Genomic DNA, 16,566 nt, shown 5'->3' with positions numbered 1-16,566 from the left:
GCCAGTTGCTCGGAGCGGCAACTGGCCCACGACGGCGGCTACCGGAACGGCAGCGAAGCGACGAGCGTCGAATCGGGGAGCACGGCGACGATGACGGTCAGAGCCCCCAGAGCAGCGATCCAACACAGCGCGACGATCGTCCTGCGATGGCTGGCGAATCGGGCATCCCACTGCGAGGCATCACCCGAACTGACGGCCGATCGGACCATGAGGGTCCGGCCGAATCCGAAGCAGGTACCCATCATCGGCGCCGCCCACCACGGCGCTATCAGGAGGGACAGAGCGACCAGCAGGTACGGCAACTGGGTCGGGACGAACGTACGGAGTCCAGTACCCATCTCGAAGCCGAACTGCAGGGCACCGCTGCCGTCCGCCCGCACCATGATCGAGCTCGGCACCTGGCGTGCATTCTGCGGAAGCCGGAAGGGCACGATCCGAACCTCACAAAGAACCGCCAGCACGACCACGATCACCAGGGAGACCTCCCGGACGACCAGCGGAAGCAGCTGCACAGCCGCGGCTGGCAGCAGCAACAACAGGCCGGACGCGGTGCCTCCCAGAAGGAGACCGTGGTTGAAGTAGTTCACATTCTTCGTTCCCCGCCAGACCGACGAGGTCAGCAACGCGGCTGAGTTGTGGCTTCAAACAGATCCGGACGTCGAGTATCCGGCCGCCACCCCAACCGCGCAGGCAGATATCAGAACAGTTCCGACGGCGAACGGCGACAGCAGCGAGGCGACCGCCAGCGCGATCGTTCCTGCCACGACGACGTACGCCATCTGCAGAGGTGATGCCAACTTGCCGAGTCCACCGAGTACCGGGGCGGTCATCGTCGCTTACACCGTCTTCTTGCAGCAGGTGGTGTAGGGGCCGCTCTTGAGGCCGGTCGCATGCACGATGGTGTAGTAGCGCCCGTCCCAACAGCGAGTCTGGACGTCGCGGTCATTGACCCAGTACCAGCCCGCATAGCCGCCGCAGGCGGCCTCCCAACTGTAGAGCCGGTCATAGGTGCCCATGTTGACGGTGTCGGTGCGGTGCCGGCCGTCCGAGCCGCAGTAGGTCCCACCAATGTACTGCCGCCCCCAACAGGGCACATCGCCACTGGTATTCGTGCCCATGCAGTGGGTCGGATGCAGCGTGACCCGGTCACCTTTCGCTGCGAAGGCGGGGATGCGCTCGCCAACCCAACCGAACATCGTCACAGCCAGCGCACCTCCCCCGACCACCACCGCGCGAAGAAAAGAGCGTCGTTCGATCGTCGAGCGGGCCGGGACGGGCTGCGACGGTGTAGCCGGTGGGCGACTGGACATCGGCGTGGCACCCGAACCCACGCCTCCTGCTTCGGCCTGAAATTCGATTGTCGGGATCCGGTCCAACAAAGAGGACATGTCGAGAGCCTTTCTTCAGGACAGCCGCGGTCAGGAGGAGACGAGCCCGAGTAGCGGTGCGCAATACTCTTGCAGCCCGAGTGCGGAACCGACGGGTTCGGCAGACACAATCGCTCCGGACTCGTCAAACAGCAGGAGAGCTGGCTGATACGCCAGCAGTAATGGCGCGGACAACTCCGAGCCCAGCATGAAGGTTTCAGCGCCGTGCTCGGCCCAACCCGTGGAGTTGTCGATGCTCAGCAGTACCGGCCGATGACCGGCGTCGGCGAGCTGGGGCACCAGCGTCAGCCATGCCGGCAACACCTCTGCACACGTTGCGCATCCAGAACCGACGACCAAGGCGACTGTCCGGCCGACGGCCGACGGCGCCGCGAGCTCCGGGTGCGAGACGCCGCCTCCGGTTGGCTGCCCGCTCTTGAGTTCCCTGATTTGCCCCAGTAGGGCGCTGTATCCGAGGAACAGCAACACAATCGCCGCCCACGCGGCCACGAGAGCCGCCGCCAGGATCGAGGTCACGACCTACGACCACTTCACGGAGAGGGAGGAGAGCAGGGCTTCCTGAGCAGCCTGCGTGATGGTCGCGGCACGACCGAAGTCGTCGTCGAGCACCGCCACGGAGCTATCGTTCGCGAGGATGTACTTGCTCTGACCCGCACTGCCGTCAGGGGAGCCCATCGTCTTACGCCAGAGGTCGCCGGCCGGCACGGAGAGCCCCGGTTGATCCGGCACCAGTCCCGTCGCTTCCTGCCGCGGATAGAAGGAAACCATCCCAGCATCGGTGAACTTAACGCCGAAAAGACCCCACATGACGGTCTCGCTCCCCGGCGCTGGGCGAAGCCGCAGGCCATCGACGCCGTCCTGCGGCCTGAGCTCGTCGAGAAGGGTGATGATGTCCTGCAGCCGGGGAGCCTGACCCGGCCCTCCGAACACCAGGCTGTGATGAGTCGACTCCCAGGTGACCAGATACCCCTCACCCTCGGGAGAGACGGAAACCGTAAGCGGATGGGCCCCGTAGCTCACCCTCTCCCTGAGCTGATAGCCACCGGCAGCGACGCTGTCAGCCGCGTACTGCGGCCGTCCGACTGCCACCGAAATCGCAAAGGTCTTACTTGTCAACCGCGCATGCCAGAACCACTCTTCCTGAAGGCGCTCTGCGCGGCAGGAGACAGTGACTCTCCGACCATCAGGTGCCACAGCGATCTGCGTTTTTACCGAAGGAGCCATCGGCCCACCCTTCGCCAGGACGAGTTATCGGAATACCGGATCGACAAGACCCCCAGCCCAAAACACTGTGATCACGGCGACCCGAGAATACGGGAGACAGACGGCCCGCCATGCCCCCAATCCCATGTCGCACTTGCCTATACGAATGCCCCGAAACGGGCTAAGATCTCGGCAGGGCGGCGCAATTGGCGACATCCGCAACGACGTGAACGAATGCAATGGATTCGCGAAGGGCGGCGGCTTCAGCCCGCGATACCCTCCGCGCGCCGATCCGATCCAACACGAGCCCACCGCCCGGATCGATTCACCGTCCGGGCATCTGCTCTCGATCGGACAAGACGCGCCGACTCAACCGGTGTGCAGCCCGGGCGTCCGGGCGCTGCTCGCCGCGCGTGGCTCGCCGACCTGACTCCCTCCACCACGCGCGTCCGATCGAACACCCAGCGTCATGAGTGTGACGGCGCATGGTGTCGTCCGCCGCGTCGCGTGGCGACCTGTCGTACTCCTCGGGCAGGATGCACAGCATGCTTCCCGACCGAGCGACCCGAGTCGCCCGATGACCGACGCCGACCTCGACAGCCCCGGCGAGGCGGTCGGGCGCGTGCTGGGCACCGCCGACGCCACCCCGCTGCAGTTCTGGACGGCCGTGGCGCCCGGCAGCTACCTCCAACTCGACGACGTGGTGGTGACCCGCCGGGAGCTACCGGACCGGGAGCCCGTCACCATCGCCGGGGTGGTCACCCAGGTCCGCGCCCGGCACGAGGGCGCCCAGTTCGACTCGGACGTCTTCGCCATCGCCGACGGCACGCTGCCCGCGCAGGTGCAGGAGGCGGCCGAGATCACCACCACGCGCGTCGACCCGGAGCTGTACGTTCCGCCGACGCCGGGCATGGTGGTGCACCGGGCCGAGGGTGACGCCCGGGCGCGCGCGTTGCACTTCGACCGGATGGAGCGGCGCATCCCGATGGGAATGGGCCGCGATGGCGTCCCGGTCTACCTCAACGCCGACTTCCTCGACGGCAGCCGCGGCGCGCACGTCTCCATCTCCGGCATCTCCGGTGTGGCGACCAAGACCAGCTTCGCCACCTTCCTGCTCTACTCGGTGTTCCGCTCCGGGGTGCTGGGGGGCGACGCGGTCAACGCCAAGGCGCTGATCTTCAACGTCAAGGGCGAGGACCTGCTCTTCCTCGACCACCCCAACACCCGCCTGGACGAGCCCACCCGCGCCGCGTACGCCAAGCTGGGGCTGAGCGCCGGCGCGTTCCCCGACGTGCGGGTGTACGCCCCGCCGCGGCCCGGCGACTCGTCGGGCACTCCCGACGTGAGCAGCCGGCTCACCGGGGTGGACAGCTTCTACTGGACGCTCGCCGAGTTCTGCACCGACCGTCTGCTGCCGTACGTCTTCGCCGACGCCGACGACGAACGCCAGCAGTACACGATGGTGGTGCACTCGGTGGCGGCGCACCTGGCCCGTTACGCCCAGCCGGCCGACGGCGGGGTGAGCATCGACGGGGTCCGACTCGGCTCCTACGGCGATCTGGTGGACCACATCGTCGACCAGCTCAACGATGACGAGACCCGCTCCGACTGGGCGGGCAGCGCGGTCGGCCTGGGCACCGTCAACGCGTTCGCCCGGCGGCTGATCGGCAGCAAGAAGGACCTCGCCCGGCTGATCCGTGGCGACCTGGCGACCCGCCGCCCGCACTCGATCAACACCAGTGAGTCCGCGCAGGTCACAGTGGTCGACCTGCACAACCTTCCGGACCGGGCGCAGCGGTTCGTGGTCGGTGTGACGTTGAAGAGCGAGTTCGAACGCAAGGAGAAGGCCGGCACCGCGAAGCCGCTGCTCTTCGTCGTCCTGGACGAGCTCAACAAGTACGCCCCCCGGGAGGGCTCCTCCCCCATCAAGGAGGTGCTGCTCGACATCGCCGAGCGGGGCCGCTCGCTCGGCGTGATCCTGATCGGCGCGCAGCAGACGGCGAGCGAGGTGGAACGGCGGATCGTCACGAACTCGGCGATCCGGGTGGTCGGCCGGCTCGACCCGGCCGAGGCGTCCCGCCCGGAGTACGGCTTCCTCCCGCCCGCCCAGCGCCAGCGGGCGCTGCTGGCCAAGCCGGGCACCATGTTCGTCAACCAGCCGGACATCCCGGTGCCGCTGTGCCTGGAGTTTCCGTTCCCGGCCTGGGCCACCCGGGTCTCCGAGGCCGGTCGGGCGCCGTCGGAGACGCTGCGCTCGATCACCCAGTCCGCCGACCCGTTCGCCGTGGTGGGCTCCGGCGGCGGCAGCTCCGACGACGACATCCCGTTCTAGCTGAGGGCCGGCACACCCATGAAGATCCTGCACACCTCCGACTGGCACGTGGGAAAGGTGCTCAAGGGGCAGTCCCGGGCCGAGGAGCACAAGGCCGTGCTGGCCGGGGTGATCGACATCGCCCGTGCCGAGCAGCCGGATCTGGTGATCGTCGCCGGTGACCTCTACGACACCGCCGCGCCCACCTCGGAGGCGACCCGGCTGGTCACCCGGGCGTTGACGGCGCTACGCCGCACCGGCGCGGACGTGGTGGCGATCGGTGGCAACCACGACAACGGGCCCGCGTTGGACGCACTGCGCCCGTGGGCCGAGGCCGCCGGCATCACGCTGCGCGGCGGGGTGCGGGAAAACCCGGACGAGCACGTCATCGACGGCACCACCGCCGGCGGCGAGCGGTGGCGGCTGGCCGCGCTGCCGTTCCTGTCCCAGCGGTACGCGGTGCGCGCGCTGGAGATGTACGAGCTGACCGCTGCGGAGACCAACCAGACGTACGCCGACCACCTGGGCCGGGTGCTGGGGCGACTGACCGAGGGTTTCACCGAACCGGACCGGGTGCACCTGGTCACCGCGCACCTGACGGTGACGGGCGCGTCCACCGGTGGCGGCGAACGCGACGCGCACACGGTGCTGGGCTACGCCGTGCCGGCCACCGTCTTCCCGGCGACCGCGCACTACGTGGCATTGGGCCACCTGCACCGGGCGCAGCGGGTGATCGGCCCCTGCCCGGTGCGCTACAGCGGCAGCCCGCTCGCTGTCGACTTCGGCGAGCAGGAGAACGTCCCGTCGGTGACGATCGTCGAGGTGACGGCCAGCACCGCCGCCCGGGTGCGGGAGGTGCCGGTGACCGCGGCGAGCGCGCTGCGGACGGTGCGGGGCACCCTGGCCCAACTCGCCGAGATCGAGGCGCCGGACGCCTGGCTGCGGGTGTACGTGCGGGAGCAACCCCGCGCCGGCCTGCGCGAGGAGGTGCAGGAGTTGCTGCCCCGGGCGCTGGAGATCCGGATCGACCCGGAGCTGTTGGCCGCGCCGGGCAGCGGCGCCCGCATCGCCCAGCGGTCGGGGCGTTCGCCCCGGGAGTTGTTCGCCGACTATCTGGACAGCCGTGGTCACGCCGACGAGGGCGTCCAGGAACTCTTCGACGAACTCTTCGAGGAGGTCGAGCACTGATGCGTCCGATGCGCTTGGACATGGCCGGCTTCACGGTCTTCCGGGACGAGACGACAGTCGACTTCACGGACGCCGACTTCTTCGCCCTGATCGGCCCGACCGGTTCGGGCAAGTCCACGGTGCTGGACGCGATCTGCTTCGCGCTCTACGGCATGGTGCCCCGCTGGGGTGGCGCACGGGGGTTGGCCAACGCCCTCGCGCCGTCGGCGACCGAGGCGCGGGTGCGGTTGGTCTTCGAGTCCGGTGGGGCCCGTTACGTCGCGACCCGGGTGGTCCGCCGGGACGGCAGGGGCAACGTCAAGACCGCGAACGCCGGGTTGCAGTTGATGCCGGCCGGCTTCGACGTCACCAAACTGGACACCGGTCTGAGCCCGGACGACCTCGGTGAGGTGGTGGCGGGCACCCCCGCCGAGATGGAGCAGGCGGTACTGGACGCGGTGGGGCTGCCGTACGAGCAGTTCACCAGCTGCGTGGTGCTGCCGCAGGGGCAGTTCGCCGATTTCCTGCACGCGAAGCCGGCGACGCGGCAGCAGATCCTGGTCAACCTGCTGGGCCTGGGCGTCTACGAGGACGTGCAGAAGCGGGCCACGGCGCGGGCCACGCAGGCGGACGCCAAACTCGACGCGGTCGACCAGGTGCTCGCCGGGCTCACCGGCGTGGACGACGAGGCGTTGGCCGCGGCCGAGGCCCGGGTCGAGCGGATGGCGGAGCTGGCGGCGGCGGTGACGGCGGCGGTGCCGGAGCTGACGGCCGCTCGGGCCGCGGCGCGGGAGGCGGCGGCGGCGCTGACCGCCCTCGACGACGAGCTGCGGGTGCTGACCGGGGTACGCGCGCCGGGCGGGGTGGCCGAGGTGGCGCGCGCGGTCACCGCGGCGCGGGCGGAGGCCGAGGCGGCGGCGACCGCCGTGTCGTTGGCGGAGGAGCGGGAGGAGAAGCTGCGAGGGGAGCTGGCCGGCGTCGGCGACGAGAGCGCGGCGCGGCTGCTCCTGCGGGCGTACGACGATCGGGACCGGTTGTCCGGCGAGGCGGACACGGTCCGCGCGGCGGTGGGCGCGGCGAACGACGAGCACGTTGCGGCGGTGGCCGCGCTGGCCGAGGCCCGGGTGGCGGCCGAGCGGGCGGACGCCGAGTTGGAGGCGGCGTTCCGGGCGCACGAGGAGGCCAAGGCCACCGATCTGGCGGTCAGCTTGCGGGTGCACCTGCACGCCGACGCGCCCTGCCCGGTCTGCGAGCAGCCGGTGACGCGGGTGCCGGACGTGCCGGCCGATTCGGCGGTGGCGGCCGCGACGGCGGCGGGCAAGGCGGCGCGGGCCGCGACCAAGGCGGCGCAGGCGACGGTGCAGCAGCGCGACGCGGCAGCGCGTGACCTGGAGCGGCTGCTGGTGCAGGCGCGGGCCCGGCAGGAGCAGGTGGATGCCCGGTTGGCCGAGTTGGACGGTCAGCTCGACGGCGCGGCGGAGCCGGCCGTGTTGCGCCGGGAGTTGGCCGAGCACGCCCGGTTGCGGGGAGCGTTGGAGGAGGCGGCGACGGCGGTTCGGGCCGGCCGTGAGGCCGCGCGCCAGGCGCGGGCGGGGGTGGACACCGCCGAGGAGCGGTTGCGGGCGGCGTGGCGGGCCTTCGACACCTCCCGCGACGGGTTGGCCCGGTTCGGCCCGCCGGCAACCGATCGGGAGGACGTTGCCGCCGCGTGGGCCGCGTTGACGGGATGGGCGACCTCGGAGGCGGACCGCCGCCGTGCCGACCGGGCCGGTCGGGCGTCGGCGGTGACGGAGGCCGAGGCGGTGGCCGGCGCCGTGCAGCGCGACATCGCCGACCGGTTCGCGGCCGTCGACGTGCCGGTCGGTGACGATCCGGTGCACGCCGCGACGGTCGCCGTGGAGCGGGCCGACGCCGACCTGCGACGGCTGCGCGAGCGGCGGGAGCAGGCCGGGGCGCTGCGCGAGCAGCGGTCCGTGCACGAGCGCGAGGCGCAGGTGGCCCGTGCGCTGGCCGGGCACCTGCGGGCCAACAACTTCGAGCGCTGGTTGCTGGCGGAGGCGTTGGACCTGCTCGTCGACGGCGCGTCGGGGATCCTGCGGGAGCTGTCGTCCGGCCAGTACGAGCTGGTGCACGACAAGGGCGAGTTCCTCGTGGTCGACCACCACGACGCGGGGTTGCGCCGGGGCGTCCGCACCCTGTCCGGCGGTGAGACGTTCCAGGCGTCGTTGGCGTTGGCGTTGGCGCTCTCCGAGCAGCTCGCCGGGATGTCGACGACGGCGGCGAGTCTGGAGTCGATCGTCCTGGACGAGGGCTTCGGCACGCTCGACGCGGCCACCCTGGACACGGTGGCCGCCACCCTGGAGAACCTGGCCGCGCGGGGCGACCGGATGGTCGGTGTGGTCACCCACGTGCCGGCGCTGGCCGAGCGGATTCCGGTCCGCTTCGAGGTGCGTAAGGATGCGCGCTCGTCGCGAATAGAGCGGACGGGCCGGTGAACGTGCGGGGCGACGCCGCGTTCTTCGTCGACTCGTGGGATCCGGCGTACGGGGCGTCGTTCGAGGCGTCCGCCGCCGGGCCTGCCGCGCCGAGCAGCGCGCAGGTCGACGCGGACGTGGAGCTGCCCGCAGTGGACTGGCGGGCGATCGGGGTCCGCCAGGGGGTCCGCGCGCCCGACGTGGTGCTGCTGGTCGACGGGGTTCGCCGGATCGACGCGAGCATCTGGACGGCGGAGGAGGACGGCGGGTCGTTTCCCGGGCTGGCCGCCTCTTACGCGGCCGGGGTGGTGCGGTGCGACCTGGGTCGGGGGGCGGCGCAGTTGGCCGGTACCCGGGTCGGCCGGGGTCTGTTCACCGCGAGCCCGTCGGCGCAGGACGTGGTGGCGGGTGCGATCCGCTATCCGGTGCACCGGGTGGGGGGCACCGGTGAGCTGGGCAAGTTACCGGCGGCGGTGCAGGGTCCGCTGACGGCGTTGGAGGTGGCGGTGTCCGACGCCGCACGGGTCGACGGTGACCTGCTGGTGGTGGACGGCCCGTTGCGGAGTCGTCGGCAGTTGCCGCGCACGTTGGGTTACATCAAGACCCAGCACAGCCAGTACCTCGACGCTCGGCTGACGGCGGTGGTGGTCGGGCTGGCGTCGGGTGAGCGTTCGCCGGTGTTCCGGCTCGGCACCGCCTGGGGTGGCTGGTCGTGGTATTTGCGGCTGCCGGTGGCGATCGGCGCGCCGTGGGCGGGCATCGTGCGGGTGGAGTGTTCGGCCGACCTGCCGGTCGAGGCGGCTATCGAGTTGGCCGACCTGTCGCTGGTCACCCTGCCGCGTTTCGCCTCCACGCCGTACAAGGATCCGCGGGCTCCGCAGAACCTGATCCCGATCGCCGGTCTGGAACGGCGGTTGCGCGCCCTGCTCGGTGACTCCCGGCTGTTGCAGCGCGCGTTGACCGCCGCGGCCCGCGCGGCGCGGTAGACGGGCACCTGTCGCGATGGGACGTAAACGGGCCGCTGACCGCGTGGTCGAGCAGGTGGACACCGGGCAGGCGGAACTCGTTCCGGACCCGGACCGGGCGGGTTCGTGGACGCTGTTACTGGACGGCGCACCGCAGTCGCATGTGGACCTGACCGATCCCACCCATCTGGAGTTCGAGTACGTCCGGCGGCTCGCCGCCGCGGTGGATCTGATCGCGCCGGCCGGTGAGCCGTTGCGGGTGCTGCACCTGGGTGGCGGGGCCCTGACCCTGCCCCGGTACGTGTCCGCCACCCGGCCGGGGTCGACCCAACGGGTGTCCGAGGTGGACGGTGCGCTGGTGGAGTTGGTGCGCCGGGCGTTGCCGTGGCCGTCCGACGGGCGGCTGCGGGTCCGGGTGCAGGACGCCCGGGACGTGCTGGCCTCCACCCGGGATGCCAGCTTCGACGTAGTGGTCGCCGACGTGTTCGCCGGTGCGCGTACCCCTGCTCATCTCACGTCGGTGGAGTACGCGGCGGAGGTGGCCCGGGTGCTCCGCCCCACGGGTTGGTATCTGGCGAACCTTGCCGACGGTCCTCCGCTGCGGCACGCGCGGGGGCAGGTCGCCACGGTCCGTTCGGTGCTGCCGCAGGCCTGTCTGGTGGGGGACGCGGCGGTGCTGCGTGGCCGGCGGTACGGCAATCTGGTGCTGGTCGCCGGGCGGACCACACCGCCGGTGCCGGAGCTGACCCGGCGCGCTGCAGGAGACTGGTTCCCGGGTCGGGTGGTGGCCGGCGACGAGTTGGACCGCTTCGCCGGCGGCGCTCAGGTTGTCCGGGACGCCGACGCGACAGGTTCCGATCCACCTCCGCCGGGGCTGTTCTCGGTACGCCGCTGACCGCCTGCCGCGCGCTGACCGCGCGCTCCGACAGCGGCGCAGAATTTTTTCCGCGGTTCGTTGATCCGTTCGGGGCGGCGGTGCGTACCACCGGGCGGCCCGCCTCGTGGGCCGACGTTGGTGACGGAAACCCCCGGAGGTCTGCATGCATGCGGTGGCGGCCGGCTGGCATGGCGACGCGGTACGCGCTGACTGGTTGTCGGCGCGGTCCTCGTCGCGGCCGACCTCGTCTGCCCGGGGGGTCGACGCGCGCGCGACGTCTCGCCAGAATGGTCCGGTGACGCCGCGACCGGCGCCCGGACGCCATCAGGCGACGACAACCGAGGCCAGCCATTCCGACCAACTGATCAAGCTGCTCTACGCGGAGCATGCTGGTCCACTACTGATGTTCGTCATGCGTCTCACCGGGGGGGACCGGCAGCGCGCGGAGGACATCGTCCAGGAGACGCTGCTGCGGGCGTGGCGCAACGCGCACCGCCTGGGCACCCAGGGGCAGGGCTCGTTGCGACCGTGGCTCGTCACGGTGGCCCGACGGATCGCCATCGACGAGCACCGCAGCCAGGAGGCCCGGCCGCCGGAGACGTACGACCGGGACCTCACCGCGTTCGCCGAGGCGGACAGCACCGACCGGGTACTACGCACCATGACGGTGGCGGACGCCCTGCGTACGCTCAGTCAGTCGCACCGGGAGATCCTGATCTCGACGTACTTCCGGGGGCGGACGGTGCCGGAGGCCGCCGAGGAGTTGGGGCTGCCGCTCGGCACGGCCAAGTCGAGGGTCTACTACGCGCTGCGCGCGCTGCGTACGGCTCTGCAGGAGCGGGGGGTGACAGAATGAGCCGGCCGGACCACATGGACGTCGCGGCGTACGCGCTCGGTGTGCTCGACGAGCAGGATACCGAGCGGTTCGAGGAGCATCTCGCTACCTGCTGGGCGTGCGCGGCGGAGTTGGAGACGATGGTTCCGGTGGTGGGGCTGCTCTCCGACATCGACGGCGAGACGATGATGGCGATGGAGCAGACCGCCACCGACCCGGCGCTGTTGAACCGTACGTTGGGCGCGGTGCGGGCCGACCGTCGGCGTACCCGGTTCCGTCAGATGTTGGCGACCGCCGCGGCGGTGGTGGTCTTCGGCGGTCTGACCGGGTACGGGTTCGTCAGCGTGACGGACAACGATCCGGCGCCGGGGGTGCTCGCCGATTCGACGCCGAGTGCGCCGAGCGACCCGCAGACGGGTGGGCCGACGGCTCCGCCGAGTGGGCCGGGTGTGGGTGGCACCGAGGAGGAGGGTGACCAGGTCGACGCGACCGACCCGACGACGGGTGTCCAGACGACCGTGTTCCTGGTGAAGCGGGAGTACGGCACCCGCATCAATTTCAGCCTGCGGAAGTTGCCCGGCCCGCGTGTCTGCCGGCTGGTGGTGGTGCGCAAGAACGCCGACCCCGAGGTGGTTTCGACCTGGTCGGTTCCGGAGGGTGGCTACGGCACCAACGCGCGCCCGCAGGGTCTTGAGTTGAGCGCCTCGACGTCTGCTGTGGTGGCTGACATCAAGCAGCTCCAGGTGCAGTCGGTCGACGCCAACGGTGTGGCGAGTCCGCTGGTCACCGTGCCCATGTAGTTTCGCGTACCGTATCGGCACCGGTCATTTCCACAATGACCGGTGCCGATCTGTCGTTGTGGGACCACCTGCGTGCAGGTGCGTACGGATTTCCCTCCGATCCGGTTCAATCAAAGAACGTGAAATTGACCACTGTTACTTCTTCAACCTTGACAGCCCAGATCCCGTACCTATGGGTGAACTGCCAAGAATGAGGAGGGCACGTGGCACAGATGAAGCGGTCCGTCATCGTCGCGAGCGCGATGGTCGCACTTACGGCCTGCGCTCCCGCAGGTTACGACCCCGCGAACTCGAGCGCGGTCGAGCCGGTCGCCGTCGCCGCGGCCGAGCCCACCGCGTCGGTCGTACCGGAGGCCTCGGCGTCCGTGGAGGCGCCGGCCGCCGACGCGCCGCCCGCGAACGTCGAACTGACCGAGAAGTTGACCGGCAAGAGCGTCGCCCGGATGGGCAAGGTGGTCACCGACGAGGACGGCTGGATCCTCTACCGCTTCGACAAGGACACCGCCGACCCGCCGTCGTCGAACTGCGTCGACAAGTGCGCCGAGGTGTGGCCCCCGGCGCTGACCGACGGCAACCCGCAGCTCACCGGCGTCTCCGACGACAAGGTCAGCAGCGTGACCCGCCAGGACGGCACCCGGCAGCTGACCATCGGCGGCTGGCCCGTCTACCGCTACATCGGCGACAAGAAGCCCGGCCAGTGGAAGGGCCAGGCCGTCGGTGGCACCTGGTTCGTGGTCCAGCCGGACGGCAAGAAGAACCTGAGCTGCCTGCCCACCTCCACGCCGAAGCCGGTCGCCCCGCCGTCGGACAGCGGTGCGAGCGACTCCGGGGGTTCGGGCTACTCGTACTAGAACCCACACCACGAGTCACGGTGGTCGGTCGTCGCCGGGGAGGGCGCGGCCGGCCACCGGTCGTACGCGGGACGTCGGCATACCGGTGGTGCCGACGTCCCGTCCGGCACATGGCAGAGTGGGCGGGTGACCGCTACCGAACCCGCCGCGACCAGGGTGTTTCACCCCCCGGTCGGATACCGGCTGGCAGCCTCGGTCCGTGCGCTCACGTTCAGCCCGTACGACCCGTGCGCCCGGGTCGCCGCCGGCACCTTCTGGTGGGCCACCCGCACTCCCGACGGCCCGGCGACCCTCGCCCTGCGGTCCGCCGGTGGCGAGTTGCTGGCGGAGGCCTACGGGCCGGGCGCCGAGCACGTGCTGGACCGCGCCGACGCGATCGCCGGGCTTCGTGACGACCTGACCGGCTTCGCCGAACTGGCCGCAGCGCATCCCCTGGTCGCCCGTCTGGCCCGCGAGCACCGGGGGCTACGGATGCCGACGACCGGGCAGGTCTTTCCCCGGCTGCTGCGCGCGATCTTCGAGCAGAAGGTCACCGGCAAGGAGGCGTACCGGGCGTACTCGGCGACCGTGCGGCACTTCCGGGAACCGGCACCGGGCCCGTTGCAGCCGCTGCTCCTGCCACCCGAGGCCGGCGCGGTGGCCGCCACCCCGTACTGGGTGTTCCACCCGTTCGGGGTCGAGCAGCGCCGGGCGGACACGCTGCGGCGCGCCGCAGCGCTCGCCGACCGGTTGGAGCGCAGCGCCGACGCCGCCGACGCCACCCGTCGGCTGACCGCCATCCCGGGCATCGGGCCGTGGACGGCCGCCGAGGTGGTCCGGATCGCGTACGGGGATCCGGACGCGGTGAGCGTCGGCGACTTCCACATCCCGAACACTGTCGCCTGGGCGCTCGCCGGGGAACCGAGGGGCGACGACGCCCGGATGGTGGCCCTGCTGGAGCCGTTCCGGGGCCACCGGGGTCGGGTGTGTCTGCTGCTGGAGGCCGCCGGCATCCAGGCCCCGAAGTACGGCCCCCGCGCGCCGATCCGCTCGTTCGCCCGCTACTGAGGCGGACACCGGGCGTCCCGGCGTGGTGCGTCAGCGGCCCGCGCAGAGGCGGCGCAGGGTGCGGCCGAGCCACCACGCGTACGTGTGCTGCACGAACCGGACGGCCGGACCCCCGGCACGGGTGAACCACCGGTCCGGCACGCTGAACGCGCGTACCTCGAACCAGACCGTGCCGTCGTCCTCGCGGCCGACCACGAACGCCTCCTCACCCCGCTCCGGGTGGCCGGGCAGCGTGCCGTAGCCGAAGCCGGCGAGCGTGGCCGAGTCCTCGCTCCAGACCACCCGGCACGGCCCCCAGAGGCGGGCCGGGCCGACGCCCAGACCGGCGGTCACCAGCACTCCCTCGGTGGCTCGCGGTGCGTCGGTACGCATCCGGACGCCGGCGGCGCGGTGCAGCCGCCAGCTCAGCACCGCGTGCGCCGCGGTCTCGAAGCAGCCGGCCGGCAACGGGCACCGGAAGCGCAGGTGGTGGTAGCCGCCAGGCAGTGGCCCGTGCCGGGTCGCTCCCACCTGCGGGTACGTCAGCTCGGCCACCACTCCCCCTCGACCTCGACCGGACACCGCCAGCGTACGGTCGGCGTGGCCGGGCCGCCGGTCGGCGGCGGTCAGCCCCGCTCGCTCCGACGCCTGAGCCCGTCGGCCTCCATCCGCACGTAGCGGCGGAGCATCCCGCCGTACAGCCAGCCGATCAGGCCGGCCAGCGGCCCGGACTGGTCGAAGGCGAGTTCGACGCGGGTGCGCCCGTCGGGCAGCGGCACCAGCCGGTGCTCCGCCGTGGTCCGCACGCCCGCCGTGTCGGAGACCCAGACGAACCCCTGCCGCTCGGTCAGCTCGGTGACCCGCCACACCGCCGGCCGCAGCTTCGGCTGCGTCAGTCGTGCGGTCGCGCCGACGGCGAGCGGTCCCGGCTCACCACGCTCGGCGCGGGACACCGAGGCCGTCCACTCCGGCCAGCGTGGCACGTCGACGAGCACCGCCCAGACCTGTTCGACGTCGGCGTCGATCTCCGTATCGGCCTCGAACCGCATCGCGTCCCCTCCCCGGCGGCGCCGCCCGGCGCCCGCCCCGCATGCAGACGAGGCTGCCGGGTGGATCGTGACGCCGGAATCCGTCGGGTGGTCGGTCATCCGCCAGGCCGTCGGACCACCGGCGGGTGGGGTCAGGCGGCTTCGCGCAGGTCGGCCAGGCTCAACGGGGTACGCCGACGCAGCAGTTCCTCCAGCTCCGGCACCGAACCGACCTCGCCGAGCACGTTGCGTCCGCCGCCGAACCGCTCCGGGTAACGGCGGGTCAGTCGGTAGCGGTAGCGGCCCCGGATCAGCTCGACGCTCACCCGCCACCGCCCGCAGCAGTCACAGACCCACTCGGACACCACGCGAAAGTAGCTCTGACCTGCGGTTATTCGATTCGGTCGGGCAGGACGAGGAGGCGCAACGGCGGACACGCCACCCCGCGACCCACGGTGATCTGCCTCACGGCTGTCGGTACCGTCTGATTGACTGGTCGCCGTGGACCTGCCGATCAACCCTCCGGTCGAGCCGATGCTGGCCAAGAGCGTTCCCAAGCTGCCCACCACGCCCGGGGTGACCTATGAGCCCAAGTGGGACGGTTTCCGGTGCATCGTGTTCCGCGACGGCGACGAGGTCGAGCTGGCCAGCCGGGGCGGCAAGTCGATGACCCGTTACTTCCCCGAGGTGGTCGAGCAGGCCCGACGGCAGCTGCCCGAGCGGTGCGCTGTCGACGGTGAGCTGATCGTGATCCGGCGCGACGGGCCGAGCGGTCAGCCCCGGCTGGATTTCGAACTGCTGGCGCAGCGCGTGCACCCGGCCGCGTCCCGGGTCAAGATGCTGGCCGAGACCACTCCGGCCGACTTCGTGGCGTTCGACCTGTTGGCGATCGGTGACGAGGCGCTGCTCGACCAGCCCTACCCGCGCCGCCGGGAGCGCTTGGTCGAGGCGCTGGCCGGGGTGCGGCCGCCGGTGCACGTCACCCAGGTCACCACCGATCCGGACACTGCCCGTCGGTGGTTCGACGTCTTCGAGGGCGCCGGGCTGGACGGGTTGATCGTCAAGCCGGCCGACCTGCCGTACGAGCCGGGCAAACGGCTCATGTTCAAGGTCAAGCACGCCCGCACCGCCGACGCCGTGGTGGCCGGTTTCCGCTGGCACAAGTCCGGCCCGGTGGTGGGCTCGCTGCTGCTCGGCCTCTACGACGACTCCGGGGTCCTGCATCACGTGGGGGTCAGCGCGTCGTTCAGCATGGCCCGCCGGGCCGAGTTGCTCGACGAGTTGGCGCCCTACCGGGACATCGACGGCGAGCACCCGTGGGTGCACGGCGATCACGAACGCGGCCAACGCATCCCGGGTGGCGTGAGCCGGTGGACCGGCACGAAGAACCTGGAGTGGGAGCCGGTGCGCCCGGAGCTGGTGGTCGAGGTGGGCTACGACGCGATGGAGGGCGAGCGGTTCCGGCACACCGCCCAGTTCGTCCGCTGGCGCCCGGACCGCGATCCCCGATCCTGCCGCTACGACCAGCTCGACCGCCCGGTCCGCTTCGATGTGGACCAGGTGCTACGCGGCGATCCGACGGCCACCGTGGACCGGGCCGCCACCGGCTCGGCGTAGCCTGGCCGTCGACCCGACCTCGGA

18 protein-coding genes are annotated in these 16,566 nt (G+C 71.3%); 10 read left to right on the top strand and 8 right to left on the bottom strand.

All coding sequences use genetic code 11. The features are described 5' to 3' along the window. Positions 1-38: 38 nt before the first annotated feature. The 5 genes from O7631_RS13515 to O7631_RS13495 are packed head-to-tail and all read right to left on the bottom strand — an operon-like array spanning position 39 to position 2,612. Positions 39-587, bottom strand: coding sequence for a hypothetical protein (locus tag O7631_RS13515; RefSeq protein ID WP_278144530.1), 549 nt, complete (start codon positions 585-587; stop codon positions 39-41). 54 nt (positions 588-641) lie between these two features. Further along, positions 642-779, bottom strand: coding sequence for a hypothetical protein (locus O7631_RS13510; RefSeq protein ID WP_278144529.1), 138 nt, complete (start codon positions 777-779; stop codon positions 642-644). Between the two features lie 57 nt (positions 780-836). Continuing rightward, a complete protein-coding gene (locus O7631_RS13505) occupies positions 837-1,388 on the bottom strand; it encodes a hypothetical protein (RefSeq protein ID WP_278144528.1) in 552 nt (183 codons plus the stop codon). Positions 1,389-1,418: 30 nt separating this feature from the next. Next, entirely contained in the window at positions 1,419-1,904 is a 486-nt protein-coding gene (locus tag O7631_RS13500; protein ID WP_278144527.1) for a hypothetical protein, read from the bottom strand. A 3-nt stretch (positions 1,905-1,907) separates the two neighbouring features. After that, positions 1,908-2,612, bottom strand: a complete 705-nt coding sequence (locus O7631_RS13495) for a hypothetical protein (protein WP_278144526.1) — start codon at positions 2,610-2,612, stop codon at positions 1,908-1,910. A 556-nt stretch (positions 2,613-3,168) separates the two neighbouring features. Between O7631_RS13495 and O7631_RS13490 the strand changes: the two genes are divergently transcribed. The 9 genes from O7631_RS13490 to O7631_RS13450 all read left to right on the top strand — a co-directional run bounded on the left by O7631_RS13490 (position 3,169) and on the right by O7631_RS13450 (position 13,918). After that, positions 3,169-4,923 carry an ATP-binding protein gene (locus O7631_RS13490; RefSeq protein ID WP_278144525.1) on the top strand — a complete coding sequence of 585 codons (1,755 nt, stop codon included), beginning with the start codon at positions 3,169-3,171 and terminating at the stop codon, positions 4,921-4,923. 18 nt (positions 4,924-4,941) lie between these two features. Beyond that, complete coding sequence (locus O7631_RS13485; protein ID WP_088990813.1) at positions 4,942-6,090, top strand: exonuclease SbcCD subunit D; 1,149 nt, start codon at positions 4,942-4,944, stop codon at positions 6,088-6,090. Continuing rightward, a complete protein-coding gene (locus O7631_RS13480; protein WP_278144524.1) occupies positions 6,090-8,564 on the top strand; it encodes an SMC family ATPase in 2,475 nt (824 codons plus the stop codon). The genes O7631_RS13485 and O7631_RS13480 overlap by 1 nt, the downstream gene beginning before the upstream one ends. Continuing rightward, positions 8,561-9,529, top strand: a complete 969-nt coding sequence (locus tag O7631_RS13475; protein ID WP_278144523.1) for a hypothetical protein — start codon at positions 8,561-8,563, stop codon at positions 9,527-9,529. The genes O7631_RS13480 and O7631_RS13475 overlap by 4 nt, the downstream gene beginning before the upstream one ends. 16 nt (positions 9,530-9,545) lie before the next feature. Further along, positions 9,546-10,403, top strand: coding sequence for a fused MFS/spermidine synthase (locus O7631_RS13470; protein ID WP_278144522.1), 858 nt, complete (start codon positions 9,546-9,548; stop codon positions 10,401-10,403). A gap of 145 nt (positions 10,404-10,548) precedes the next feature. Continuing rightward, positions 10,549-11,241, top strand: a complete 693-nt coding sequence (locus O7631_RS13465; protein ID WP_088990817.1) for a sigma-70 family RNA polymerase sigma factor — start codon at positions 10,549-10,551, stop codon at positions 11,239-11,241. After that, positions 11,238-12,020: a zf-HC2 domain-containing protein gene (locus O7631_RS13460; RefSeq protein WP_278144521.1), complete on the top strand. Its 783-nt coding sequence runs from the start codon at positions 11,238-11,240 to the stop codon at positions 12,018-12,020. Before O7631_RS13465 ends, O7631_RS13460 begins: the two co-directional genes overlap by 4 nt. Before the next feature lie 203 nt (positions 12,021-12,223). After that, positions 12,224-12,871, top strand: coding sequence for a hypothetical protein (locus O7631_RS13455; RefSeq protein WP_278144520.1), 648 nt, complete (start codon positions 12,224-12,226; stop codon positions 12,869-12,871). Positions 12,872-12,997: 126 nt separating this feature from the next. Then, positions 12,998-13,918, top strand: coding sequence for a DNA-3-methyladenine glycosylase 2 family protein (locus O7631_RS13450; protein WP_278144519.1), 921 nt, complete (start codon positions 12,998-13,000; stop codon positions 13,916-13,918). Between the two features lie 30 nt (positions 13,919-13,948). Here O7631_RS13450 and O7631_RS13445 read toward each other — a convergent pair whose 3' ends face one another. The 3 genes from O7631_RS13445 to O7631_RS13435 all read right to left on the bottom strand — a co-directional run bounded on the left by O7631_RS13445 (position 13,949) and on the right by O7631_RS13435 (position 15,290). Next, positions 13,949-14,452, bottom strand: a complete 504-nt coding sequence (locus O7631_RS13445; RefSeq protein WP_278144518.1) for a DUF1990 domain-containing protein — start codon at positions 14,450-14,452, stop codon at positions 13,949-13,951. A gap of 71 nt (positions 14,453-14,523) precedes the next feature. Next, entirely contained in the window at positions 14,524-14,946 is a 423-nt protein-coding gene (locus O7631_RS13440) for an SRPBCC family protein (protein ID WP_278144517.1), read from the bottom strand. Positions 14,947-15,077: 131 nt separating this feature from the next. Further along, positions 15,078-15,290: a hypothetical protein gene (locus O7631_RS13435; protein ID WP_099851492.1), complete on the bottom strand. Its 213-nt coding sequence runs from the start codon at positions 15,288-15,290 to the stop codon at positions 15,078-15,080. 136 nt (positions 15,291-15,426) lie between these two features. On the opposite strand from O7631_RS13435, the gene O7631_RS13430 reads away from it, so the two are divergent. Then, entirely contained in the window at positions 15,427-16,542 is a 1,116-nt protein-coding gene (locus O7631_RS13430) for an ATP-dependent DNA ligase (RefSeq protein WP_278144516.1), read from the top strand. Positions 16,543-16,566 lie beyond the last annotated feature (24 nt).

Origin of the sequence: Micromonospora sp. WMMD967 (assembly GCF_029626165.1) — a bacterium.
Classification (GTDB): domain Bacteria; phylum Actinomycetota; class Actinomycetes; order Mycobacteriales; family Micromonosporaceae; genus Micromonospora; species Micromonospora taraxaci.
The sequence above is the reverse complement of the archived record's forward strand: the minus strand, read 5'-3'. Positions and strand labels throughout refer to the sequence as shown.

What these genes read in the sequence shown, in the direction of transcription:
- O7631_RS13505 (WP_278144528.1), bottom strand. Translation starts at nt 1,388, where the DNA reads ATGTCCTCTTTGTTGGACCGGATCCCGACAATCGAATTTCAGGCCGAA.
- O7631_RS13470 (WP_278144522.1), top strand. Translation starts at nt 9,546, where the DNA reads ATGGGACGTAAACGGGCCGCTGACCGCGTGGTCGAGCAGGTGGACACC.
- O7631_RS13510 (WP_278144529.1), bottom strand. Translation starts at nt 779, where the DNA reads ATGGCGTACGTCGTCGTGGCAGGAACGATCGCGCTGGCGGTCGCCTCG.
- O7631_RS13490 (WP_278144525.1), top strand. Translation starts at nt 3,169, where the DNA reads ATGACCGACGCCGACCTCGACAGCCCCGGCGAGGCGGTCGGGCGCGTG.
- O7631_RS13485 (WP_088990813.1), top strand. Translation starts at nt 4,942, where the DNA reads ATGAAGATCCTGCACACCTCCGACTGGCACGTGGGAAAGGTGCTCAAG.
- O7631_RS13480 (WP_278144524.1), top strand. Translation starts at nt 6,090, where the DNA reads ATGCGTCCGATGCGCTTGGACATGGCCGGCTTCACGGTCTTCCGGGAC.
- O7631_RS13495 (WP_278144526.1), bottom strand. Translation starts at nt 2,612, where the DNA reads ATGGCTCCTTCGGTAAAAACGCAGATCGCTGTGGCACCTGATGGTCGG.
- O7631_RS13465 (WP_088990817.1), top strand. Translation starts at nt 10,549, where the DNA reads ATGCATGCGGTGGCGGCCGGCTGGCATGGCGACGCGGTACGCGCTGAC.
- O7631_RS13460 (WP_278144521.1), top strand. Translation starts at nt 11,238, where the DNA reads ATGAGCCGGCCGGACCACATGGACGTCGCGGCGTACGCGCTCGGTGTG.
- O7631_RS13440 (WP_278144517.1), bottom strand. Translation starts at nt 14,946, where the DNA reads ATGCGGTTCGAGGCCGATACGGAGATCGACGCCGACGTCGAACAGGTC.